Below are 23,857 nucleotides of genomic sequence, written 5' to 3' on the forward strand. Positions count from 1 at the left end.
GTAGCGGGCTCCCGGGCTCGGCCGGCCCGACGCGCTCGGCTGGTCCCGACGCGCTCGGCCGGCCCGACGCGCTCGGCCGCGACCCGGTGCGGGTCACGCGTCGTCCGGCGACTCCAGCATCCGGCGCAGCAGGTCCCGGAGCGTCCGGCGCTCCGCCTCGCTGAGCGCCGCGAGCGGCTCGCGGGCGAATCCCAGCGAGCCGCGCAGCCGGTCGGCGGTCTCCCGGCCGGCGTCGGTGGCGGCGGCGAGCTTGACGCGGCGGTCGGCCGGGTCGGGGCGGCGCTCGACCAGGCCGCGTGAGGCGAGCCGGTCGACGATGCCGGTGATGTTGGACGGCTCGCACTTCAGCTGCTGCGCCAGCCCACGCATGGGCGACGGCTCCCGGGCCAGCAGGGCCAGCACCCGTGCCTGGGCGCCGGTCAGCGAGTGCTCGGCGGCGACGTCCTCGTACTCGTCGTGATAGCGCGCCACGACGGCGGCGATGAGTTCGACGACCTCGAGGGTCAGTGGATCGGGAGGGGCACTCATGGGCCTCAGTCTACCCAGTTGCTTGACATCCTTAAATATTTAAGAGAAGGATTGTTTCACTCCCTGAAGCATCTCGCCCTCGGGGAGACCCCACATCGCTGGAGCACGGAGGCACACCCATGCCCGAGACCCCCGCCGTCGGCCGCGAATGGCACCTCGCCGCCCGCCCGAAGGGCTGGCCGAAGCCCGAGGACTTCGCGTTGCGCGAGGCCCCCGTCGCCGAGCCGGGACCGGGGCAGATCCTGGTCCGCAACCTCTTCATGTCCGTCGACCCGTACATGCGCGGCCGCATGGACGACCGGCCCTCGTACGTCCCGCCTTTCCAGCTGGACCGGCCGCTGGACGGCGGCGCGGTCGGTGAGGTCATCGCCTCCCGCGCGGACGGCATCGCCGTCGGCGACCACGTCCTGCACGGCCTGGGCTGGCGCGAGTACGCCGTGCTGGACGCCAAGCACGCCACGGTGGTGGACGCCGACGCCGCCCCGCTCTCCGCCTACCTCGGCGTCCTCGGCATGCCCGGGCTCACCGCGTACGCGGGGCTGCTGGAGGTCGCCTCCTTCAAGGAGGGCGACGCGGTCTTCGTCTCCGGCGCGGCCGGCGCGGTCGGCAGCCAGGTGGGGCAGATCGCCCGGCTCAAGGGCGCCTCCCGGGTGATCGGCAGCGCCGGCTCGGACGACAAGGTCCGGGCGCTCGTCGAGGAGTACGGCTTCGACGCCGCCTTCAACTACAAGAACGGCCCCGTCGCCGAGCAGCTCAAGGCGGCCGCCCCCGACGGCATCGACGTCTACTTCGACAACGTCGGCGGCGAGCACCTGGAGGCCGCCCTGGAGCGTCTCAAGCCGCATGGGCGGGTCACCGTCTGCGGCATGATCTCCATGTACAACGCCACCGAGCCGCCCGCCGCACCGCGCAACCTCGGCCTGGTCATCGGCAAGCGGCTGCGCCTCCAGGGCATGATCGTCACCGATCACGCCGCCCTCCAGCCGCAGTTCCACGCCGAGGTCGGCGGCTGGATCCGCGAGGGCAAGCTGCACTACAGCGAGACCGTGGTCAAGGGCGTCGACAACGCCGTGGACGCCTTTCTCGGCATGCTGCGCGGCGCCAACACCGGCAAGATGGTCGTCGCCCTCGGCGACTGACCCCCGGGCCCGCCCGGCCCCGGCCCCGGCCCCAGCCGCCCGGCAGCCGCTGAGCGGCCGACGCCCAGCCCGAGTCCGACTCCGGAGGGGCGGACGGGCCGAGGCGGCGCCGGCGCCCCCCGGGGGGCGTGGGGATCACCGCGCCCCGTAGGCGGTGATCCCCGCCCAGCCCCCGACCCGCCGCGGAGCGTCGGCGTCGTCCAGCAGCTCCACCGCGGCACGGCGGGCGGCCTCCAGGGGCGCGGCCCCGGTGGCGCGCTGGGCGAACCATCGCAGGCAGTGGTGGGTGGCCAGGCGCGGCGCGACCGGCAGCGCCCCGGCCAGCACGAAGGCGGCGCCGGCCTCGTGCAGGGCGTGCACCAGGGGGTGGGCGGCGGCGGCCGGGCCGGGGCCGCACGCGGTGAGCACGACCTCCGCGAAGCGCATCCGGCCGAGCAGGAGGTCGCGGGCGCCGACCGACCCGTCGACCATGCGCACCCCGCCGTCGAACGGCGACTCGACGTCCTGCTCCGTGCCGTGCGCGGCGATGTGCAACAGCGCGGTCCCGTCGTGCGGCGCGGGGCCGGGCCGCAGCAGGGCCCGCAGGGCCGCGGTGTCCGCGGCACGGCCCAGGCGCGGCGGCCCGTCGAGCCGTGCCTCGCCCAGCAGCCCGGCGACGGCCGCCACCACCCGCGTCACCCGGCGCGCGCCGTCGCCGCCGTCGCCGCCGTCGCCGCCGTCGCCGCGGTGGGCGGGGTCGGCGGCGCCGAGCAGGGTGGCCCGTATCGGGCCGGCGGGGCGGTGGTCCAGCAGCGGGGCGCAGGAGAGGCCGGGCACGACGCCCAGCGCGGTGGAGCGCACCAGGCGGGTGTCGCGATGGCGGACCACCGTCCACGGGAGGGCGTGCAGCCGGCCGTGCGGGGAGAGCAGACAGGTGCCGCTCGCGGCGATCTCGTCGGCGAAGGCCGCGGGGACGAGATCGGCCAGCCCCACGCCGTAGTACTCCCAGAACTCCAGCCGGGCGGTCTCCCCACCGGGCTCCCGCACCGCGCGGCGGTGCAGGTCCAGCGCCCGGCGGGTGGCGGCCGTCGGTACCCGCCGCCCCAGCCGCGGCTGCTCGTCGGGGGTGACCAGCACGGACAGGACGGCGTCGGGGCGTTCGAAGAGGCCGAGGGCCACGCAACGGCCGCGCCGGCTGCCCGGGGCGCCCGAGCCGTAGGCGGCCAGCCAGGCGGTGAGGGCGGCCAGGTCGAGGGGCGGGCTCTCGTGGATCGGCAGCCGGCGTGGCTCCGCCGCGCGGACGCGGGCGAGCAGCGCGGCGCGCTCCGCCCGCAGGCGCCCGGCGGCCGTGAGCCGCTCCCGGTGCTCGGCGAACGCCGCCTCCTCGTACAGCTCCGCCAGGCGCCGCCGGTCCGGGTCGGGCTCCCCCGCCCACTCGGCGGAGCCGGAGGGGGAACAGGCCGGGGAGAGTCGGGCGGCACAGGCGCGCGCCTTGAGCAGCTCCGTCACCTCGGCGGCCAGCCGGGGGTCGTCGGCCCGCTCGGCCGCCGCCAGCGCCTCCTCCAACACCGGCGCACGGAATTGCAGATGGAGCGTGTCGAAGCGGTGGCCGAGCGGCACCCGCAGCAGCCGGTCGAGGGCGAGGGCCGCCAGCCGGTACGCCGTCACGGCCCGCGGCGCGTCCCCCAGCGCGAGGTGGGCCCGGCCCTCCTCCAGGCGCACCATCGCCTCCGTGGCGTCGTCCGGATGCTCCGCCAGGAACTCCCGTCCCCGCTCGCACCAGGCCAGCGCCTCCTCGTGGCGCCCGTACTGCCGGGCCGTCTCCGCCCGCATGCGGCAGAACGTCGCCCCCCGCGTCCGTCGCAACCACGCCCGCGCCGCGGCCCGGCCGGCCGCCTGGGGCACCGTCGGGGGAGCGGGGCGAGCCGCCCCCGCGCCGGCCCGGCGCAGGCCGTCGCCTGGTGACACGTCCCGTGTCTCGCGTCGCGCGGCGCCGCGCGCCTCGTCCGAGGGCGCGCCCCCTCGACCGCTGCCGTGCCGGCCGCTGTCGTGTCGACCGCTGTCATACCGGTCGCTGTCGTACGGGCCGTGGTCCCGGCTACCGTCGTACGGGCCGTTCCGGCCGCCGTCGTACGGCGGGTCGTTTCGGCCACCTTCGTGCGGGCCGTGGTCCCGGCAACCGTCGTACGGGCCGGTCCGGCCGTCGTCGTGGCGGGCGTCCGGGCTCGGGGTGGCGCCCAGCGGGGTCGTGGCGAAGAGCGGGGCGATCCGATCCAGCCAGCGACGGGCGCGGTCCGGCTGGCCCTGGTCCAGGCAGAGCCGGGCCAGGTGCAGGCCGCCGAGCTGCGGGACGCCGCGGGCGCGGCAGTGCGACATGAGCATGAGGGCGGCGCCCTCGGCCTCCGCCGGGCGGCCCAGGTCCCGTAGCGCGCCGACCTTGGTCTCCAGGACCTGCCGGTAGACGGCGGAGGCGGCGAGCAGCCGGGCCGCGGGCGTGGTGTCCGCCGGGCCGGGCGTCGGCTCGTCCTCGATCCGGCGCCTGACCGTGGCGTCGGGGGCGAGCAGGGGTCCGTCCGGGAGCAGTTCCCGGAGCTCGGCCTCCAACGAGGCTTGGACGGTGAGGGCGGTGGCGGGGTCGTAGAGCCGGTGCAGCGCCGCCGCGCGGGTCGCGCGCAGGTCGCCGTGCAGATAGTCCGCGGCGGTCCCGGTGGGTGGAGGGCCGGGTAACCGCGCCGCCTCGTCCACGAGCGCCAGTGCCTGGCCCGCCCGCCCCCGGTCCAGCCAGTACGCGGCCTTGGCGGCCAGATGGAGCCGGCGCCGCGCCGGACCCACCCGGAGAAGGAATTCCTCGGCCGCCGTCCAGTGGCGGCGGATTTCGGAATGGCTCCAGGAGGTCTCCGCCCGAGGGGTCACCACTTCCCGTTCGTATGCCTCGAGAAGGGTGCCGGCGATATCGGCCGCGACGGCGGCGTCAGTGCTCGCACGGCCGAGGATATCGCGCCCGGCCGAGACGAGATCCTCGAACGCCTGCCTGCTGGGCAGGGCGTCCTGGACGGTATGCCCATAGACGGTGAACAGTTTGTGGAATTCCTTCACGTGGCCGTCGTCGATCAAGCCCGCCCCCCGAGTCGGCCATTCAGGCGATATGCGAAGCAGACTCTAGCGAGCGCCCGTCGATACGAGAACACGCCTGTCGAAGATTTCAAGAGCCATGAAATTCGAACGCGAATATCGAGTGCGTCAGTTCGGTTTTGGGTGGGGAGTGTGCGTCGGGTGAGCCGGGCGGGGGCCCTGAGGCGACGCCCGAAGTCCCCGCTCAGGGCCTCCGTCGCACGCGCCGCCTGCGGCGTTCGCGCGCGCGGCCGCTCGTGATCAATACAGCTAGGCTGCGGGCCATGCGTGATCTCGTGGCCGGTTTCGGCTATCTGATGAAGGGGCAGCGCTGGGTCGCCCGGCACGGACGGTGGTGGGGCATCGGCATGCTGCCCGCCCTCGTCACCCTCGTCGGCTATGCGGCGGCGCTCGTCTGCGTGGCGTTCTGGACCGACGACGTGGTCGCCTGGGCCACCCCCTTCGCCGACGACTGGGCGAACCCGTGGCTCGGGCTGTTCCGCGGCGCGCTCGCCGGGCTCTTCGTCGCCGCCTGCCTGCTGCTGGCGATCCTCACCTTCACCGCCGTCACCCTCCTGGTCGGCCAGCCCTTCTACGAGTCGCTCTCCGAGGAGGTGGACCGCTCCGTGGGCGGCTTCGCCCCGGAGTCGGGGCTGCCGCTCTGGCGAGAGCTGCTGATCTCCGCCCGCGAGAGCCTCGCCGTGCTGCTGCGAGCCGCGCTGTGGGGCGTGCTGCTCTTCGCGCTCGGCTTCGTCCCCGTCATCGGCCAGACCGTGATCCCCGCCATCGGCTTCTGCGTCTCCGGCTTCTTCCTCGCCGAGGAGCTGACCGCCGTCGCGCTCGCCCGCCGCCGGGTCCCGCTGAAGGAACGGCTCCAGCTGCTCCGCGGCCGCCGGATGCTCACCCTCGGCTTCGGAGTGCCGCTGACCCTGCTCTTCCTGATTCCGCTGGTCTCGGTGTTCCTGATGCCGGGCGCCGTGGCCGGGGCGACCCTGTTGGCGCGGGACCTGACAGGCGAGGACGAGGTGGCCCCGGACGGGGGAGCGTTCGCGGGACACGCGGCGGACGTCGCGCCGACCCCGCACGCCCCCAGCGGGTACGCAAGCTGAGCGCGCCCACCGGGTTCGCCGGCTGAGCGCGCCCCCGCGGGTTCGCCGCACGTCAGGTCCGGTCCCGGCCGCCTCGGGACCGGACCCCTGCCCGTCAGCCGGTCACGGGGGCCGATGCCCCGGAGCCCAGCGGGGACGCGCCACCCACCGGGAGCTCCACCAGCACCACCTCCGGGTCCGTCCCGGACCCCTCCGCCAGGGAGGCCCCGTCCGGGCCCCAGGCGCCGGCCAGCCCGCAGCCGATGAGCGGCCCGGTCGGGCCGACGGCGTTGGCGAGCACCACCCACAGGCCGTTGTCCCGGGCCAGGCCCGGGTAGTGCGGCTGCCCCCGGCCGACGTCGGACTCCGGGTCGTGGACGGCCGATGCCAGATACACCTGGCAGCCGTCCGCCGCGGCGCGCTTCGCGATCTCGGGGAAGCGCGAGTCGTAGCAGACGGCCAGGGCGAAGTCGACGCCGCGATAGGCGAACCGGCCGTCCCGGCAGCCGGCGGTGAAGACGCCGCCCTCCTCGCCGTGCAGCTTCAGCTTGTCGTAGCGGGTGAGCGGCTCGCCGTCCGGCCCGATCACCAGGGAGGTGATGGTGAGCGGACCGTCCGTACCGCCCGTGCGCACCGCGCAGTTCACCACCGCGGCGACCTGGGCCGCCCGGCAGGCCCGTACGACGGGCTCGAGCCGCGGATCGCCCTCCGCGGTGACCGCCAACCGCTCCGGGGCCGCGGCGATCGCGGACAACGCGTACCCGGTCAGCTCCAACTCCGGAAAGACCACCAGTTCCGCGCCGCGCCCGGCGGCCTCCTCGATGACTCCGGCGATCCGCTCGGCGTTGGCCGCGACGTCGCACGGCACGGGTGTGGACTGCACAGTGGCGATGATCATCTGTCCAGGGTGCCAGCCGCGACGACGAGGAGGGCACGCACCTGCCCGGTGATCGCCATCCGCTCGCGGACGAAGTCCGGATCGGAGACCGTCCCCGTCGCCGGATCGGTGTTGCCCGCGCCGAACCGCAGCACCGGCGTGTGCAGATGCCCGCCGGGAGCGTGCAGACCCACCGCGTCCCGCAGCAGCGTCGCCCGGTAGGCGATCTCGTTGGACAGGTAGTCGCCGCCACCGCCCGCGCGGGCGGTGGAGCCGGGCGTCGGCCCGTCCGGCCGGCCCACGGGGTCGGCGCCGCCCGCCGGGATCTCGGTGACGGCGGTGTTGTCGCGGACCGGGAAGGGGCCGGTGGCGGCATCGACGAGCTGCCGGTACGGCAGGGTGGTGGAGGTCCACTGCGGCTGCGGGGCGGGCGTGGGCACCCCGGCCGGGATCGGCACCGTGCCCCGGGCGGAGACGTCGAGGTTGTCCGGATAGCCACCGCGCCAGGCCCCGTTGGTGCGCTCCAGGTCGAACCGGCCCGGTCGCCCCTGGCTCACGGTCAGGAACAGGTCCGCCCGGCGCGGGCCCGACCGGAAGTGCGGCAGCAGGGTGCGCTCCACCGTGCCCTCCGCGAAGTCCCCCCAGCGGACCGGGAAGACCGCGGCCTCCACTCGCGCCGGCCCCGCCGCCGTCTGGACCGTGGTCCCGTCCAGCGCCAGCGCCGCCGCGCCCGACGGGTTGCTGCGCCGTATGTCGTCGTCCAGTTGGAACGGGTCGAAGCCGGTCAGCACGATCCGCTTGACCCGGTGCCCGACCGGTAGCGTCACGGAGTCCTGCCCGCGCGACGCGCGCTCCAGGGCGGCCGACAGCCCGGCCCGGCGCGCCTCGCCCAGCGGGAACGCCGGACGCCACTCTCCCAGCGCGCGCGTCATCCCGAGCCGGGCCCAGTACAGCGGCCGGTCGTCGTCGCGGCTCAGCTCCCCGCCGGCCGGGCCGCGCCCCTGCGCCCGGTCCACCGCCCGCTGCCACAGCCGCGCCCCGTGGCGCGCCGCCACCCGCTCGGCCTCGTCCGCGGACCGCACCCGCTCCAACGCCCGCGCGAACCCGGGCGCCACGTCGTCGAAGCCGCTGCGCCGCAGGATCTCCCGTACCGCGTCCCGGTCCAGCCGCCGTTCCTCCACGGTGGGAGCGGCCGTGGTCCCGGTCGCCACGCCCCGGTCGTCGGCCGAAGCCGACGCGGCGGGACCCAGCGGGACGGAGGCGAGGAGCACGGCGGCGCCGAGCGCCCCCAGCCGGGTGCCGAAACGGCTCGTACGACGGAGACTCACGCGAGGTCCTTTCGCGGCGGGAGTCGAGGACGGTCCCCTTTCCCGGAACCGCGCCCGACACGGAAGACCGCAGTATTCCCGCCGGCCGGGCGGGCGGGAAGACGGCGTCATCCGCGTGTTCGACGCGCATCGGGCCGGTCCGGCCCGCCGGGCTGACACGCCGTCGCCAGGGTGACGGTCCCGCCGGCCGGCCCCGGCAGCCGGTAACCCGTACAGGGTCCGTACACCTCACCCCCGCGGAGACCGCCATGCGCTTCCCCCGCCACACCGCCGGCGCCGCCCTCGGCGCGGCCCTGCTGTCCCTCGCCCTCCCGACCCCCGCACCCGCCGTGCCCTCCGTGCCCTCCCTCCTCGGCCTCGACGAGTCCCAGATCACCATCGACGACACCGGCTACCTCGACGAGAACGGCGCCATCACCCTCTCCGGGACCTACCGGTGCGACACCCACGGCGCCTCCGGGCCGGTCTTCATCAGCTCCAGCATCCGCCAGGGCGACATCCGCCGAGGTATCGGCGGATCCGCCGCCCGCTGCGACGGCGAGGTCCACCGCTGGCGCAACAGCGACCGCGCCGCCCGGCCCCAACGCGGCATGTACGCCCCCGGCCAGGCCGCGGTCGACGCCGCCCTGCTCCGCCTGAGCACCGAGGGCGCGCTCCCCCTCCCCTCCGTCCTCGCCGGCGAGGAGCGCACCGTCGACCTGGTGTCGGGCCCGGGCACGGTGGCCGTCTCGTAGCGCCTTCGCCCGGGCGCCCGCCACTCGGGCGAGGGGCGCGCCGCTCCCTTCCGGTCCCTTCCGGTCCCGCGACGACCGGGCCACGATGGCTACCCGGACATCTGCGGTGGCGCGCGAGGACGGAGGGGACCGGCATGCGGACTCCGACGGGAGGTGCGGCTGTGACGGCGGGGACGGCGCGTGTGGAGGCGGCCGTCGTGGCGGCGCTCGGGAGGCTCGACCTCGACACCAAGACCCGGCTGCTCGCCGGGCAGGACATGTGGTCGCTGCCGGCCGTGCCCGAGATCGGTCTCCGGTCGCTGGTGATGTCGGACGGGCCGATCGGGGTGCGGGGCGTGCGGTGGAGCGCGGACGACCCGTCGGTGGCGCTGCCCAGCCCCACCGCGCTCGCCGCCACCTGGGATCCGGAGCTGGCGCGGCGTGCGGGGAACCTGCTGGCGCGGGAGGCGCGGCGCAAGGGGGTGGACGTGCTGCTGGCGCCGACGGTGAATCTGCACCGTTCGCCGCTCGGCGGACGGCACTTCGAGGCGTACAGCGAGGATCCGCTGCTGACCGGCGAGATCGGCGCGGCCTATGTGACGGGCGTGCAGGAGTGCGGGGTGGGGGTCACGGTCAAGCACTTCGTCGCCAACGACGCCGAGACCGAGCGCTTCACCGTCGACAACCGGGTGCCCGAGCGCGCGTTGCGCGAGCTCTACCTCGCCCCCTTCGAGGCCATCGTCCGCACCGCCCGCCCCTGGGGGGTGATGGCCGCCTACAACTCCGTCAACGGCACCACCATGACCGAGCACCGCGCGTTGCTGCACGAGGTGCTGCGCGGGGAGTGGGGCTTCGACGGTGTGATCGTCTCCGACTGGCTGGCCGCCCGCGACACCGTGCGGGCGCTGCTCGGCGGGCTCGACCTGGCCATGCCCGGCCCCCGGACCGTCTTCGGCCCGGCCCTCGCCGCCGCCGTCCGGGCCGGGGAGGTCCCGGAGACCGCGGTCGACGACGCCGTACGACGGGTCCTGCGACTCGCCGCGCGGGTGCGCGCCTTGGACCTGGACGGGGCCCACTCACCCACGGGATCGGTCCCCGCTGCTGAGCCACACGCCCCGACGCGGGGCGCCCCGGCGGTGGGGGCCGTCCAGGCCGTTGGGGCCGTCCACGCAGTTGAGACCGTCCGAGCCGTTCAGACCGTCCGAGCCGTTGAGGCCGGCCAAGCCGTCGCGGACGCCCCCGACCCGGGGGACGCCTCTGAGCCGGGGGACGCCGCCGATCGGGCGGACGCCTTCGGTCTGGGGGATGCCTCCGATCGGGCGGATGCCTCCGGTCCGGGGGGTGTCCCCGATTCGGGGGACGGCTCCGGCCGGGCGGATGCCTGCGACCCGGGGGATGCCTCCGATCCGGGGGACGCCTTCGATCGGGCGGCGGCCTCCGATGCGAGGGGCGCCTTCGAGTCGGGGGACGGCTCCGGCCGGGCGGATGCCTGCGACCCGGGGGATGCCTCCGATCCGGGGGACGCCTTCGATCGGGCGGGCGCCTCCGATGCGAGGGGCGCCTTCGGGTCGGGGGACGGCTCCGGCCGGGCGGATGCCTGCGACCCGGGGGATGCCTCCGATCCGGGGGACGCCTTCGATCGGGCGGCGGCCTCCGATGCGAGGGGCGCCTTCGAGTCGGGGGACGCCTCCGGTCGGGCGGATGCCCCAGCCCCGGGGGACGCCTTCAATCCGGCTGGCGTCCCCGACCCGGCGGGTGCCCCCGATCCGGCGGACGCCTCCGACCCGGCGGGCGCCCCCACCATCGACGGCCCCGCCCTGGCACGGCTGATCGCCCGGCGCGGGTGCGTGCTCCTCAAGAACGACGGCCGCGTGCTGCCCCTGGATCTCGGGCGACCCCGGCGCATCGCCCTCATCGGCGCCGCCGCCCGGGAGGCCCGGGCGTTCGGCGGTGGCTCCGCCGAGGTCTTTCCGGAGCGCGTCGTCTCTCCTCTGGAGGGGCTGCGCGCCGCCCTGCCCGCGGCGCACTCCCTCACGTACGCCGTGGGCGCCGACCCCTCGGCCGAACTCGCCGTCGCCGGTGTCGGGTTCACGCTCCGCGCCGTGGCCCGGGGGCGCGACGGCCGGGTGCTCGGCGAGCGGCGGCTGCCCAGCGGTGAGGTGCGGTGGCTGGGCGGCGACCTGCCCGACGGCGTGACCCACGGGGAGCTGCGCACCGTCGAGGTCGTCGGCACCTTCACCCCGCGCGTCGACGGGGCGCACTCCTTCGGCACGCACGGGGTCGGCGGGTTCCGGCTCGCCGTCGACGGGCGGGTGCTCTTCGAGGGGGAGCAGCGGCCCGGCCCGGGCGACCCCTTCGAGGCGTTCTTCGGAATGCCCGCGACGCGCGGACGGATGGAGCTCGTCGCGGGCCGGCCCGTCGAGGTCAGCCTCGGCTGCACCGTCGCCCGGATCGAGGACGCCCCCGCCCCGGCCGTCGGCTTCGCGCTGACCCATCGCGAGCCCGAGCGGGAACCGGACGAGCTGATCGAGGAGGCCGTCGCGGCGGCCGCGGCCGCCGACACCGCCGTCGTCGTGGTCGCCACCACCGCGCGGGTGGAGAGCGAGGGCTTCGACCGCACGGACCTGCGGCTGCCCGGCCGCCAGGACGAGCTGGTCGCGCGGGTGGCCGCGGTCAACCCCCGTACCGTCGTGGTGGTCAACTCCGGTGCCCCGGTGGAGCTGCCGTGGCGCGAGGAGGTCGCCGCCGTGCTGCTGTGCTGGTTCCCCGGTCAGGAGGGTGGCGCGGCCCTCGCCGACGTCCTGTCGGGCGCGTGCGAACCGGGTGGTCGGCTGCCCACCACCTGGCCGGCCCGTCTCTCCGACGCCCCCGTCTCCCGCGTCGTCCCCGCCGCCGGCGTGCTCGACTACGCCGAAGGGGTCTTCATCGGCTACCGCGCCTGGGACCGGGCCGGCGCGACGCCCGCCTACCCCTTCGGACACGGCCTCGGCTACACCGACTGGGCGTACGAGTGCCTGGAGGCGACGCCCGACGGTGGCACGGTGCGAGCCACTGTCCGGGTCCGCAACGTCGGACCCCGCCCTGGCCGCGAGGTGGTGCAGATCTATCTGGCCCCCCTGGCGGACGGGGGCGGTCCCGAGCGCCCGGCCCGCTGGCTCGCGGGCTTCGCCGGCGTCTTCGCCGCTCCGGGCGAGGCGGTCGAGGTCACCGTCCCGCTGCGGCGCCGCGCCTTCGAGGTCTGGGACGACGCGACCCGCTCCTGGCGGTTCCTGGCCGGTGCCTACGCCGTCGAGGCCGCCCGCAGCGTCGCCGACCGCCGGCTGTCCACGCCGGTCACCGTGGAGGCCGGGCACTGAGGTGTGCGGTCGCCGAAGTTCACCCGGTCGATTGCGCCGACCGGCCTAGCTAGGCCGTCGGCTCCTTCCTGGTGATCTCGCGATAGGCGATGTCGGCCAGCACCTCCTGGCCCTCCTTGCTGGGGTGGAACCAGTCCCACTTGCTCAACTCGTCGGTGGTGAAGCGGTAGTCGTGCACCGCCGCGTCGTAACGACACAGCGGGTCCCTGCCGCAGATGTCCTTCAGCGCGCTGTTGTACGCCCGCACCCGGTCCTCGACCCGGCTCCGCCGGGCGACCGCCTCCGGGTCGGTGTCGTCGGAGTCCTTGAGCATGGAGGGGCAGATGCCGAGCTTCCAGATCTGCTTGCCGAGGAAGTTGCCCCGGCCCTCCGACCACAGTCGTCGCAGGTCCGGCACGCTCGCCACGTACACCTGGGTCTTGGGCAGGGTGCGGCGCAACTCCCGCAGGGAGGAGCTGAAGTCGGCGCTGAACTCGGAGACGGGGGTCATGTCGTCGACGTCGTCCCGGCAGGCGTCGTTGGCGCCGATCAGCACCGTCACCAGCTCCGGCCGGCGCTCGGCGGCCGACCGCAGCTGTCCGGGCAGATCCGCCATCCGCGCCCCGGTCTTGGCGTAGTTCCAGCTGCGGGCCGGGGAGCCTTCGGTCGTCGGGGGCAGCAGCCGCCGCGCGAGGCTGTTGACCTCGGTCCCGGTGGACCAGGAGACCTCGGGGCAGTCGGAGAGCACCGAACAGGCGTCGAAGCCACGGGTGATGGAGTCGCCGACCGACGCGATGGAGGTGGGGCGGGTGTCCCACTGCGGGGCGGGCGGGGCGGACGGACGCGCGCCGGAGCCGGCGCCCTGGCCGGAGCCGGATGCCTGGTCGTCCTGTCCGGCGGCGGTGCAGCCGGTCAGCAGGGCCGCCACGGACAACGCGGCGGCCACCGCTCCACGGGCGTTCGACATGGGCGCCGTGGTCGGAAATCGACACAGACGGTGCCCGGTCTGATCCCGCATGGCTGTTCCCCCTCCGACTGATGGGTGATATCTATCCAGGACCGACGGTACGTCACTCCGCTATGGGTTCCGCGCGGTAGCTTTTCCTCGTGTCGAGTTGGGCGGCGTTCCCCCGGAGATCCTCCCGGGCGTGGCACGCACTCCGACACCAGAGCTTTACGCCGCGTCACATCCTGTCCCTTTTGAGGAGAATCCCACCCGGTGGTGTTTACTTCAAGTGACCTCGGAAGCTGGTGCGGGAGTGACCGGTGGGGCAGAATGTCTCCTGCTGTCCTGGGCGCGACCGGCACGGGCGCGAGGCCGCTGGGGAAGGCGAACCTCGAACCGCACTGGAGGTCCCGGTGACGACCCGTGGAGTTCTGTACGTACACTCCGCCCCGCGCGCGCTGTGCCCCCATGTCGAATGGGCCATCGCGGGCGTCCTCGGCGTGCGCGTCACCCTCGACTGGATCAAGCAACCGGCCGCGCCGGGCACCTGGCGGGCCGAGTTCTCCTGGCAGGGTGAGGTCGGCACCGCCTCCAAACTCGCCTCCGCGTTGCGCGGCTGGCACCTGCTGCGCTTCGAGGTGACCGCCGAGCCCTGCGCCACCGCCGAGGGCGAGCGCTACAGCTCCACCCCCGAACTGGGCATCTTCCACGCTGTCACGGGCATCCACGGCGACATCCTCATCCCCGAGGACCGGCTGCGCGCCGCCTTGGCCCGCTCCACCCGCGGCGAGACCGACCTGGCCGCCGAGGTCGCCAAGCTGCTCGGCAAGCCCTGGGACGACGAACTGGAGCCGTTCCGCTACGCCGGCGAGGGTGCCCCCGTCCGCTGGCTGCACCAGGTCGTCTGATCGCTCCGGCGGGCCCTGCTGCCGTCGTCTGACGTACCGTCACCTGGCGTGCCGCGCTTGCCCTCGAGTGCGCTCCAACCCCTAACGTGCGGCTCATGACCGACACCATCCCTGTGACATCCGCGGCCCCCGTGACCTCCGTGAACTCCGTGGCCGTGCTCGGCACCGGCATCATGGGCGCCCCCATGGCCCGCAACCTCGCCCGCGCCGGCCTCGACGTCCGGGTATGGAACCGCACCCGCGCCAAGGCCGAGCCGCTCGCCGAGGCCGGAGCGCGGGTGGCCGACACCCCCGCCGAGGCGGTCGACGGCGCCGACGCCGTCCTCACCATGCTCTACGACGGGGCCGCGGTGCTCGACACCATGGGCCGCGCGGCCCCCGCGCTGCGGCCGGGGGCACTGTGGATCCAGTCCACCACCGCCGGCGTCGAAGCCCTTGTCGGCCTCTCCCGCCTCGCGGCCGAGCGAGGGCTCGTCTTCATCGACGCCCCCGTCCTCGGCACCCGGCAGCCGGCTGAGAGTGGACAGCTGATCGTCCTCGCGGCCGGCCCGGAACCGGTGCGCCCCGCGCTCGCCCCGCTCTTCGACGCCATCGGCAGCCGCACCGTCTGGGTCGGCGACGACGGCGCCCAGTCCACGGCCAGCAGCCTGAAGCTGGTCGTCAACAGCTGGGTCCTCGCCCTCAACAACGCCACCGGCGAGGCGCTCGCCCTCGCCAGGGGACTGGACGTCGACCCCCGGCACTTCCTGGACGCCGTCGCCGAAGGCCCGCTGGACAACGGCTATCTTCGCGTGAAGGCCCAGCAGATCCTCACCGGTGACCTCACCCCGTCCTTCGCCACGGCCACCGCCGAGAAGGACGCCCGCCTCATCGTGGCGGCGGGGGAACGCACCGGTGTACGCCTCGACCTGGCCGCCGCCGGCGCCGACCGCTTCCACCGCGCCGTCTCCCAAGGCCACGGCCTCGACGACATGGCCGCCTCCTACTACGCGAGCTTCGAGGAACGCGGCGAGTAAGCCCACCCACCCACCCGATCCCGGGACGCACACCTCACCCCGCCACGCCGGCGCCCCCCGCGTACACCATGACCCGGGCCGGCCCCTCATCCCGCGGCGACGGCGCGCGGCTGAGAGGGCGGGTGTCCGGGCGGGGCACCGCATCCCGCCGCGACGGCGCGCGGCTGAGAGGGCGGGGTGTCCGGGCGGGCACCCCATCCCGCCGCGACGGCGCGTAGCCGAATCGGTGCGGCCCGGCGGTGCCGAGCCCGCCGTTGGCGGCGGGCCAGGGGTCGGGTACGGGAGGGTGCCCGGGTGCGGGAGGTGCACGGCCGGGGCACCCCCTCCCGCCGCGACGGCGCGCAGCCGAGACGGCGCGGCCCGGCGGTGCCGAACAACCGCAAGCGGTCGCGTGTTCGGGTGCCGGATGCCGCGTTCCGGGTCCGGGTTCCGGGTCCGGGTTCCGGGTCCGGGTTCCGGGCACGCGAAAGGGCCCGCCCCAGCCGAAGCGGGGCGGGCCCAACGCGTAGTCCCGAGGTGCGGACCGCAGGTCAGACCGTGCGGAAGGCCAGCACCACGTTGTGCCCGCCGAAGCCGAACGAGTCGTTCAGCGCGACGATGGTGCCCTGCGGCAGCTCGCGCGGCTTGTCGCGCACGACGTCCGCGTCGGCCTCCGGGTCCAGCTCGCCGATGTTGATGGTCGGCGGGGCCATCCGGTGGTACAGGGCCAGCACGGAGGCCACGGTCTCCACGCCGCCCGCGCCGCCCAGCAGGTGACCGGTCATCGACTTGGTGGCGGAGACCGCCATGTGGTCGACGTCGTCGCCGAAGACCTTGCGCAGCGCCTTGAGCTCGGCCACATCACCCTGCGGGGTCGAGGTCGCGTGCGCGTTGACGTGCGCGATCTCGGCCGGCTTGAGGTCGGTGCGGTCCAGCAGGTGCTGCAGCGCGTGCGCGATGCCGTTGCCGGACGGCTCGGGCTGGGTGATGTGGTGGGCGTCGGCGGAGATGCCCTGGCCGACGGCCTCCGCGTAGACCCGGGCGCCGCGCGCGGCGGCGTGCTCGGCCGACTCCAGCACGATGATGCCGGCGCCCTCACCGAGGACGAAGCCGTCGCGACCCACGTCGTACGGGCGCGAGGCGCCCTGCGGGTCGTCGTTGTTCTTGGACATCGCCATCATGTTGCCGAAGGCGGCGATGGGCAGCGGGTGGATGGCCGCCTCGGTGCCGCCCGCGATGACCACGTCGGCGCGGCCGGAGCGAATCATCTCGATGGCGTAGCCGATGGCCTCGGCGCCCGACGCGCAGGCGCTGACCGGGGTGTGCACACCCGCGCGGGCGCCCACCTCCAGGCCCACGTTGGCCGCGGGGCCGTTGGGCATCAGCATCGGCACGGTGTGCGGGGAGACCTTGCGGAAGCCCTTCTCCTTCAGCACGTCGTACTGGTCGAGGAGGGTCCACACCCCGCCGATGCCGGAGGCGACGACCGCGCCCAGCCGGTCGGGGTCGACGGAGGAGTCCTCGCCGGCCTTGCCGGTGAAGCCGGCGTCCGCCCACGCCTCGCGCGCGGCGATCAGCGCGAACTGCGCCGACCGGTCCAGCTTGCGGGCCTGCGGGCGGGGGATGATCTCGGCCGGATCCACCGCGATCTGCGCGGCGATGCGGACGGGCAGCTCGGCCGCCCAGTCCTGTTCGAGGGGGGTGACGCCGGAACGTCCGGCGAGCAGGGCCTCCCAGGTCGATGCGCTGTCGCCACCCAGCGGTGTGGTTGCGCCGATACCGGTGACGACCACGGTGCGATTGGTCGCGTTCACAGGAATTTACTCCACGTGTAGAGGGGGCTTGACCTGCCACCGCATGGGTGGCGACAGGCGCTCAGCTAGGTCCTGGTGGGCTTGCGCCCACCGGGATCAGGCCTGGTGCTTGAGGATGTAGTCGGTCGCGTCGCCGACCGTCTTGAGGTTCTTGACGTCGTCGTCCGGGATCTTGACGTCGAAGCGCTCTTCGGCGGCGACGACGACCTCGACCATGGACAGCGAGTCGACGTCCAGGTCGTCGGTGAAGGACTTGTCCGTCTGGACGTCCTCGACCGGGATGCCGGCGATCTCGTTGACGATCTCAGCGAGACCCGCGACGATCTCTTCCTGCGTGGCGGCCATGTGCGGCGCTCCTTCTTCGGTGTGTTGCGGTAAGTGCGCAGCGTCCGCTAGCCGCGGAGCTGCGTGGGATCTTGCCTAGGGGAGGGTAACGACCGATGCTGCGTAGACGAGACCCGCCCCGAAGCCGATGACGAGCGCGGTGTCACCGCTCTTCGCCTGCCCGGTCGCCAACATCCGCTCCATGGCGAGCGGAATCGAGGCGGCCGAGGTGTTGCCGGTCGTCTCCACATCGCGGGCGACCGCGACGTGCTCCGGCAGCTTAAGGGTTTTGATCATCGAGTCGATGATCCGCATGTTGGCCTGGTGGGGGATGAAGACGTCGAGGTCCTCCGCCGCCACACCGGCCTCGTCCAGCGCCTGCTGGGCGACCTTGGCCATCTCGAAGACGGCCCAGCGGAAGACCGCCTGACCCTCCTGGGTGATGGCCGGGAACCGCACCTCGTCGGCCTTGGCCTCGCGGTACACGTCCCAGGCCAGCGTCTGGGTGATGGTCTCGGACTTGTCGCCCTCGGAGCCCCACACGGTGGGGCCGATGCCCGGCTCCTGGGACGGGCCCACGACCACGGCGCCGGCGCCGTCGCCGAACAGGAAGGCCGTCGCCCGGTCCTTGAGGTCGGTCAGGTCCGACAGCCGCTCGACGCCGATCACCAGCACGTGCTCGGCGCTGCCCTCGACCACCAGGCTCTTGGCCAGCGTCAGCGCGTAGCCGAAGCCGGCGCAGCCCGCCGAGATGTCGAAGGCGGCCGGCTTGCCGGTGCCCAGCAGATGGGCGATCTCGGTGGCGATGGCCGGGGTCTGCTTGAAGTGCGAGACCGTCGAGACGATGACCGCGCCGATCTGCTCCGGCGTGATGCCCGCGTCCGCGATCGCCTTCCCGCCCGCCTCGACGGACATGGCGGCCACGGTCTCCTCGGGGCCGGCCCAGTGTCGCGTGGCGATGCCGGAGCGGCTGCGAATCCACTCGTCCGAGGAGTCGATGTGCTTGAGGATCTCCTCGTTCGGCACCACCTGGGTCGGGCGGTAGCCGCCCACACCGAGAATGCGCGCGTACGGGGCGCCCTTGCGGGGCTTGATCTTCGCGGTCATGCTCTGGGCTCCTATTCGGCCGGGATGTCGGCGGCGGGAGTGGCGGCGTGCTCGGCGATCAGGTCGCGGGCGGCCGTGAGCTCGTCCGGGGTCTTCAGGGCAAGGTTCCGCACCTCGGGCAGCGCCCGCTTGGCGATGCCGGTCAGCGTGCCGGCCGGGGTCACCTCGATCAGCGCGGTGGCACCCAGCTGTTGGAAGCGTTCCATGCACAGGTCCCAGCGGACCGGGTTGGAGACCTGGGAGACCAGTCGCTCCACGAGGTCGGCGCCGGAGGCCACCACCGCGCCGTCCCGGTTGGAGACGAAGGGCGTGTGCGGGTCGGCGACGTCCAGCTCCTTGACCGCCGTCTCCAGCGCGGAGACCGCGGGCGCCATGTGGTGGGTGTGGAACGCGCCGGCGACCTTCAGGGCCACCACCCGGCGGGTCCCCTCCGGCTTCTCCGCGGCCAGCGCGGCCAGCTGCTCGGCGGTGCCCGCGGCCACGATCTGACCGGCGCCGTTGACGTTCGCCGGGGTCAGCCCGAGCTTCTCCAGGTGCGGCAGGACGACCTCCGACTCGCCGCCGAGCAGCGCGGCCATGCCGGTCTCGGTGACGGCGGCCGCCTCGGCCATCGCCAGCCCGCGCTGGCGCGCCAGGCGCACCGCGTCGACGTCCGACATCGCGCCGGACAGCGCGGAGGCGGCGAGCTCGCCGACGCTGTGGCCGGCGACGACGCCGACGTGCGCGGTGACGTCCGCGGTGGTGGGGAACAGGGCCCGGGCCGAGAGCAGCGCGGCGGCGACCAGCAGCGGCTGGGCGACGGCGGTGTCGCGGATCTCGTCGGCGTCGGCCTCGGTGCCGTAGTGGATCAGATCCAGATCGATGGCCGCGGACCATTCGCGGAGGCGGTCAGCCACACCGGGAAGGTCGAGCCAGGGGGTCAGAAAGCCGGGCGTCTGGGCGCCTTGGCCGGGAGCGACGAGTACGAGCACTCTCACACTCTCTCTTGTGGGGGGTCTGGGCCGCCCGTGAGGACAGGGACGAAGAACAGTGAAGGGAATTGTCGGTGTCCGACAAAGGACCGGCAATCAATTACATCTGAGTGTCGCCGTCGGCGAGTCGTCCCAGGATGAGCGCGATGCGCAGAGTGAACGCCGACCTCACATCGGAGGGTGACCATCCGGTGACGTCGGTCACACGTCGAAGCCGGTAGCGCACGGTGTTGGGGTGGACGAAAAGCATCCGGGCGGCGCCTTCCAGACTGCTTGCCTGCTCCAGGTAGACGCTCAGCGTTTCCAGCAGCGCCGAGCCCGCTTCCTCCAGTGGTCTGTAGATCTCCTCCACCAACTGATCCCGTGCGCCGGGGTCGCCCGCCATCGCGCGCTCCGGGAGCAGGTCGTCCGCCAACACCGGGCGCGGCGCGTCCGGCCAGGCGGCGCACGCCTTCAGGCCGGCCGCCGCGGCGCCCGCCGAGCGGGTGGCGGCGAGCAGATCGGAGACGACCGGGCCGGCCACCACCGGGCCCGCCGCGAAGGGGCCGATGAGCGCCTTGGCCGCCTGGATCGGATTGTCCGAGCCGCCCGCGATCACCACCAGCCGGGCGCCGAGCACCCCGGTGAGCACCTGGAGCTTGGCGTGCCTGGCGGCCCGCCGGATCGCCTCCACGGTCAGCTCGCTGTCGCCGTCGGGCGCGGTGCCCAGCACCACGCAGACGTGTTCCGGGGAGTTCCAGCCGAGCGCCGCCGCCCGGGACAGCGCGCCCTCGTCCGCCTCCCCGGACAGCACCGCGTTGACCACCAGCGACTCCAGCCGCGCGTCCCAGGCGCCGCGCGCCTCCGCCGCCTGCGCGTACACCTGGGCGGTGGCGAACGCGATCTCCCGCGCGTACACCAGTAGCGCCTCGCGCAGCACCGACTCGTCGCCCGGGGCCGCGACCTCGTCGATCGCGGACTCCATGACCTCGATGGTGGTGCGGACCATCTCCACCGTCTGCCGCAGCGTGATGGCCCGGGTCAGCTCGCGCGGCGCGGTGCCGAACACATCGGTGCTGATGGCCTGCGGGGCCTCCGGGTGCCGGAACCACTCGGTAAAGGCCGCGATACCCGCCTGGGCGACCAACCCGATCCAGGAGCGGTTCTCCGGGGGCATGGCGCGGTACCACGGAAGCTGCTCGTCCATGCGGGCGATGGCGCTGGCGGCCAGCTTTCCGGAGGACCTCTCCAGGCGGCGCAGGGTCGCGGAGTGCGGATGTGCGTGATTGGCTGCTGGTTCGGGCACGGGACAAGCCTGCCTTATCGCGTGGGGTGCTTGTGGGGTACCCCCAGGGCAAGGGCGCCCCGCGGCCGGACGCGGAGGCGGCTACCGTGGGGCGCGTGATGTGGGTGCAGCGGGCAAGTGAGCGCTATCGGGGCGGGGACGGCGTGCGCGTCGACACCCGCCATGCCTTCTCCTTCTCCGGCTTCTACGACCCCGACAACGTGCGCTTCGGCATGCTGGCGGCCTGCAACGAGGAGCGGTTGGCGCCCGGCGCCGGCTTCGACGAGCACCCGCACCGCGATGTGGAGATCGTCACCTGGGTCGTCGAGGGAGAGCTCACCCACGAGGACTCCACCGGCCACCGCACCGTGGTGCGCCCCGGCGACGTCCAGCGGCTGAGCGCCGGCAGCGGCGTGCGGCACACCGAGCGCAACGCCGGCCCCGAGCCGCTGCGCTTCGTGCAGATGTGGCTGACCCCGGCGGAGTACGGCGGAGCCCCGGCGTACGAGGTGCTGCGCGGCATCGCCGACGCCACCCCGTACCCGGTGCCGCGCGCCGAGGCGGTGCTGCACGTGCGCCGGGTGACCGAGGGGGAGCGCGTCGCCGTCCCCGCCGCTCCCTGGGTCTATGTGCACGTCGTCCATGGCTCCATCACCCTCGGCGGCGAGTGGCTGGGCCCCGGCGACGCCGCCCGGATCGACGACTGCGAGGGCCTGGAGGCCGAGTCCGGCCCCACGGCGGAACTGCTGATCTGGGAGATGCACGCGGAGCCCACCTTCGGCTGACGCCGCCCCGCAGCGCGAGCCGGGCGGGGCGGCGGGCCGGCGGGGCGGCGCCGCCGTGACGACCGTCAGGCCCGCGGGTGCGCCGTACGCGCCGGGGCTAGGCGGCGAGCTCGGCGAGCACCGCGTCGGTGAAGACCGGCCACGCCTCCACCGCCCACGGCCCGAAGGCCCGGTCCGTGAGGGCGACGCACGCGGCCCCCGCCTCCGGGTCGACCCACAGGAAGGTGCCGGACTGGCCGAAGTGGCCGAAGGTGCGGGGCGAGGAGCCGGCACCGGTCCAGTGCGGGGCCTTGGCGTCGCGGAGCTCGAAGCCCAGACCCCAGTCGTTGGGCTTCTGGTGGCCGTAGCCGGGCAGCACCCCGCTCAGCCCGGGGAAGACCACCGAGGTCGCCTCGGCGAGGGTGGCGGCCGCCAGCAGCCGCGGGGCCTGGAGCTCGGCGGCGAAGCGCGCCAGGTCGTCGACGGTGGAGACGCCGTCCTTGGCGGGGGAGCCGGCCAGCTCGGTGGCGGTCATCCCCAGCGGCTCCAGCACCGCCTCCCGCAGGTAGTCCGCGAACGGGATGTCGGTGGCCTTGGCGAGGTGGTCCCCGAGCACCTCGAAGCCCGCGTTGGAGTACAGCCGGCGGGTGCCGGGCGCGGACATCTCCCGGTGCTCGTCGAAGGCGAGCCCGGAGGTGTGGGCGAGGAGGTGGCGGACGGTGGAGCCCTCCGGACCCGCCGGCTCGTCCAGCTCGATCGCGCCCTCCTCCACGGCGACGAGCGCGGCGTACGCGGCCAGCGGCTTGGTGACCGAGGCGAGGGGGAAGCGGTGACCGGTGGGTCCGTGCGATCCGGCGAGGGTGCCGTCCGCGCGTACGACGGCCGCCGCCGCCGTGGGCACCGGCCAGGTCTCGATCGTCCGCAGGCTCTGCAGGCTGTCCATGGCCACGAAGCCTAGCCCGAACGGGCTCGTACAAGAGTCCGTCAAGTTTCCGCTTGCTTGGAGTGCGCTCCAACTCCCTAGCGTTGAGGCGAGCGTGAGGGAAAGCCCGCGAACGCGAAGAGGAGACGACTTCATGACCGTGGTGGAGAGCGTGCCGGTGATCCGTCCGGGGCATGGGTCGGTGTTGCACCCGAGGCCGGCCGGACAGGACCGCTACACCATCAGTGAGGTCGCCGAGCACACCGGACTGTCGGCGCACACCCTGCGCTGGTACGAGCGGATCGGTCTGATGCCGCACGTCGACCGCACCCACACCGGCCAGCGCCGCTTCACCAACCGCGACCTGGACTGGCTGGGCCTGGTGGGCAAGCTGCGGCTGACCGGCATGCCGGTCGCGGACATGGTCCGCTACGCCGAACTGGTCCGGGCCGGCGACGACACCTTCGCCGAGCGCGAGGCGCTGCTGACCGCGCACCGCGAGGTGGTGCGGCAGCGGATCGCGGAGCTCCACGGCACGCTCGACGTTCTCGACTGCAAGATCGACCTGTACGCCGACGCCCGCCGGGCGTCGGAGGAAGCGTGGAACAGTTCACATGAGTGCTGACAAGGTCACCGATGACAGGCTCGCCGCCGTCGCGCTGGGCACCGACGGCCCCCTGGTGGGCGTGCAGGGGCTGGGCTGCATGGGCATGGCGCACGCCTACGGGCCCACCGACGAGGCCGAGGCGCGGGCGACGCTGGAGCGGGCCCTGGAGCTGGGCGTCACCCTCTTCGACACCGCCGACATGTACGGCTTCGGCCGGAACGAGGAGTTCCTGGCGCCCTTCGTGCGGGCCCACCGGGAGCGGCTGACGCTGGCCACCAAGTTCGGCATCGTGCGGCGCGAGGACGACCCCTCGTACCAGGAGATCCGCAACGACCGCGACCACATCCGCCGCTCCATCGAGGGCAGCCTGCGCCGGCTCGGGGTGGACCACGTCGACCTCTACTACATGCACCGCCGCAACCTGGACGTGCCGATCGAGGAGACCGTCGGCGCGATGGCCGAGCTGGTCGCCGAGGGCAAGGTGCGGCACCTGGGGCTGAGCGAGGTCTCCGGCAGCGAGCTGCGCGCCGCCCACGCGGTGCACCCGATCGCCGCCGTGCAGTCGGAGTGGTCCCTGTTCAGCCGGGACGTGGAGCGCAACGTGGTGGCGGCCGCCGCCGAGCTGGGCGTCGCCTTCGTGCCCTACTCCCCGCTCGGTCGCGGGTTCCTGACCGGCTCCTTCGTCAGCGCCGAGAAGGAGCTGGACGCGAACGACTGGCGTCGTACCCAGCCGCGCTTCACCGGTGACAACGCCGTCGCCAACGCGGCCCTGCTCGCCCCGGTGCGGCAGATCGCCGAGGCGCGCGGCGTCACCCCGGCGCAGGTCGCGCTCGCCTGGGTGCACCAGCGGGCCGAGGTCCACGGGCTGGCCGTGATCCCCATCCCGGGCACCCGCAAGCGTGTCCGGCTGGCGGAGAACACCGCCGCCGCGGGCCTCCGGCTCGGTGCGGACGAGCTGGCGCTGCTGGAGCCCATCGCCGACAAGGTGGCCGGCAACCGCTACCCCGACATGGCCTTCTCCTCCGCCGGACGCGAGTGAGCCGGAGGCCGGGCGGCCGGCGCCCGGAGGCCGAGGCGTGAGCCCGGAACCCGGTGGTGCTGGGACCGGACGCCGGGGCCCGGAGACCTGGTGGCCCG

General features: G+C 74.3%; 20 protein-coding genes. 9 read left to right on the plus strand and 11 right to left on the minus strand.

Annotated features, from left to right (window positions below):
* Positions 1-93: 93 nt before the first annotated feature.
* Positions 94-528 carry a MarR family transcriptional regulator gene (locus tag LRS74_RS23835; RefSeq protein WP_277742928.1) on the minus strand — a complete coding sequence of 145 codons (435 nt, stop codon included), beginning with the start codon at positions 526-528 and terminating at the stop codon, positions 94-96.
* 119 nt (positions 529-647) lie between these two features.
* Here LRS74_RS23835 and LRS74_RS23840 point away from each other — a divergent pair, with 119 nt between their 5' ends.
* On the plus strand, positions 648-1,667 hold the full coding sequence (locus LRS74_RS23840) for an NADP-dependent oxidoreductase (RefSeq protein ID WP_277742929.1): 1,020 nt from the start codon (positions 648-650) through the stop codon (positions 1,665-1,667).
* Positions 1,668-1,802: 135 nt separating this feature from the next.
* Here LRS74_RS23840 and LRS74_RS23845 read toward each other — a convergent pair whose 3' ends face one another.
* On the minus strand, positions 1,803-4,760 hold the full coding sequence (locus LRS74_RS23845) for a CHAT domain-containing protein (protein ID WP_277742930.1): 2,958 nt from the start codon (positions 4,758-4,760) through the stop codon (positions 1,803-1,805).
* A gap of 281 nt (positions 4,761-5,041) precedes the next feature.
* Between LRS74_RS23845 and LRS74_RS23850 the strand changes: the two genes are divergently transcribed.
* Entirely contained in the window at positions 5,042-5,866 is an 825-nt protein-coding gene (locus LRS74_RS23850; protein WP_277742931.1) for an EI24 domain-containing protein, read from the plus strand.
* A 94-nt stretch (positions 5,867-5,960) separates the two neighbouring features.
* Here the strand turns inward: LRS74_RS23850 and LRS74_RS23855 are convergent, their stop codons facing one another.
* On the minus strand, positions 5,961-6,743 hold the full coding sequence (locus tag LRS74_RS23855) for a carbon-nitrogen hydrolase family protein (RefSeq protein ID WP_277742932.1): 783 nt from the start codon (positions 6,741-6,743) through the stop codon (positions 5,961-5,963).
* Positions 6,740-8,050, minus strand: coding sequence for a pyroglutamyl peptidase (locus tag LRS74_RS23860; RefSeq protein ID WP_277742933.1), 1,311 nt, complete (start codon positions 8,048-8,050; stop codon positions 6,740-6,742). The genes LRS74_RS23855 and LRS74_RS23860 overlap by 4 nt, the downstream gene beginning before the upstream one ends.
* A 248-nt stretch (positions 8,051-8,298) precedes the next feature.
* Here LRS74_RS23860 and LRS74_RS23865 point away from each other — a divergent pair, with 248 nt between their 5' ends.
* Both LRS74_RS23865 and LRS74_RS23870 read left to right on the plus strand, forming a co-directional pair.
* Positions 8,299-8,784: a DUF6299 family protein gene (locus tag LRS74_RS23865; RefSeq protein ID WP_277742934.1), complete on the plus strand. Its 486-nt coding sequence runs from the start codon at positions 8,299-8,301 to the stop codon at positions 8,782-8,784.
* Between the two features lie 134 nt (positions 8,785-8,918).
* Complete coding sequence (locus LRS74_RS23870; protein ID WP_277742935.1) at positions 8,919-12,119, plus strand: glycoside hydrolase family 3 C-terminal domain-containing protein; 3,201 nt, start codon at positions 8,919-8,921, stop codon at positions 12,117-12,119.
* Between the two features lie 49 nt (positions 12,120-12,168).
* On the opposite strand, the gene LRS74_RS23875 is transcribed toward LRS74_RS23870, so the two are convergent.
* Positions 12,169-13,065, minus strand: coding sequence for an SGNH/GDSL hydrolase family protein (locus tag LRS74_RS23875; protein ID WP_277742936.1), 897 nt, complete (start codon positions 13,063-13,065; stop codon positions 12,169-12,171).
* Positions 13,066-13,457: 392 nt separating this feature from the next.
* Between LRS74_RS23875 and LRS74_RS23880 the strand changes: the two genes are divergently transcribed.
* Complete coding sequence (locus LRS74_RS23880) at positions 13,458-13,952, plus strand: DUF3145 domain-containing protein (RefSeq protein WP_277742937.1); 495 nt, start codon at positions 13,458-13,460, stop codon at positions 13,950-13,952.
* A 131-nt stretch (positions 13,953-14,083) separates the two neighbouring features.
* On the plus strand, positions 14,084-14,968 hold the full coding sequence (locus LRS74_RS23885) for an NAD(P)-dependent oxidoreductase (RefSeq protein ID WP_277744895.1): 885 nt from the start codon (positions 14,084-14,086) through the stop codon (positions 14,966-14,968).
* Between the two features lie 530 nt (positions 14,969-15,498).
* Here the strand turns inward: LRS74_RS23885 and fabF are convergent.
* The 5 genes from fabF to LRS74_RS23910 all read right to left on the minus strand — a co-directional run bounded on the left by fabF (position 15,499) and on the right by LRS74_RS23910 (position 20,448).
* Positions 15,499-16,761, minus strand: coding sequence for a beta-ketoacyl-ACP synthase II (gene fabF, locus LRS74_RS23890; RefSeq protein WP_277742938.1), 1,263 nt, complete (start codon positions 16,759-16,761; stop codon positions 15,499-15,501).
* A 96-nt stretch (positions 16,762-16,857) separates the two neighbouring features.
* Positions 16,858-17,106, minus strand: coding sequence for an acyl carrier protein (locus LRS74_RS23895; RefSeq protein WP_205033926.1), 249 nt, complete (start codon positions 17,104-17,106; stop codon positions 16,858-16,860).
* 75 nt (positions 17,107-17,181) lie between these two features.
* Entirely contained in the window at positions 17,182-18,192 is a 1,011-nt protein-coding gene (locus tag LRS74_RS23900; RefSeq protein WP_277742939.1) for a ketoacyl-ACP synthase III, read from the minus strand.
* Between the two features lie 11 nt (positions 18,193-18,203).
* Positions 18,204-19,163, minus strand: a complete 960-nt coding sequence (locus tag LRS74_RS23905; protein WP_277742940.1) for an ACP S-malonyltransferase — start codon at positions 19,161-19,163, stop codon at positions 18,204-18,206.
* A gap of 100 nt (positions 19,164-19,263) precedes the next feature.
* A complete protein-coding gene (locus LRS74_RS23910) occupies positions 19,264-20,448 on the minus strand; it encodes a helix-turn-helix domain-containing protein (protein WP_277742941.1) in 1,185 nt (394 codons plus the stop codon).
* 98 nt (positions 20,449-20,546) lie between these two features.
* On the opposite strand from LRS74_RS23910, the gene LRS74_RS23915 reads away from it, so the two are divergent.
* A complete protein-coding gene (locus LRS74_RS23915) occupies positions 20,547-21,212 on the plus strand; it encodes a pirin-like bicupin family protein (RefSeq protein WP_277744896.1) in 666 nt (221 codons plus the stop codon).
* Between the two features lie 97 nt (positions 21,213-21,309).
* Here the strand turns inward: LRS74_RS23915 and LRS74_RS23920 are convergent, their stop codons facing one another.
* Positions 21,310-22,134 carry a serine hydrolase domain-containing protein gene (locus LRS74_RS23920; protein ID WP_277742942.1) on the minus strand — a complete coding sequence of 275 codons (825 nt, stop codon included), beginning with the start codon at positions 22,132-22,134 and terminating at the stop codon, positions 21,310-21,312.
* Between the two features lie 133 nt (positions 22,135-22,267).
* Here LRS74_RS23920 and LRS74_RS23925 point away from each other — a divergent pair, with 133 nt between their 5' ends.
* The gene (locus LRS74_RS23925) at positions 22,268-22,738 is read left to right on the plus strand and encodes a MerR family transcriptional regulator (protein WP_277742943.1); all 471 of its coding nucleotides are present in this window, start codon (positions 22,268-22,270) and stop codon (positions 22,736-22,738) included.
* Entirely contained in the window at positions 22,728-23,759 is a 1,032-nt protein-coding gene (locus LRS74_RS23930) for an aldo/keto reductase (RefSeq protein ID WP_277742944.1), read from the plus strand. The genes LRS74_RS23925 and LRS74_RS23930 overlap by 11 nt, the downstream gene beginning before the upstream one ends.
* The last annotated feature ends 98 nt before the right edge of the window (positions 23,760-23,857 follow it).

Origin of the sequence: Streptomyces sp. LX-29 (genome assembly GCF_029541745.1) — a bacterium.
GTDB lineage: Bacteria > Actinomycetota > Actinomycetes > Streptomycetales > Streptomycetaceae > Streptomyces.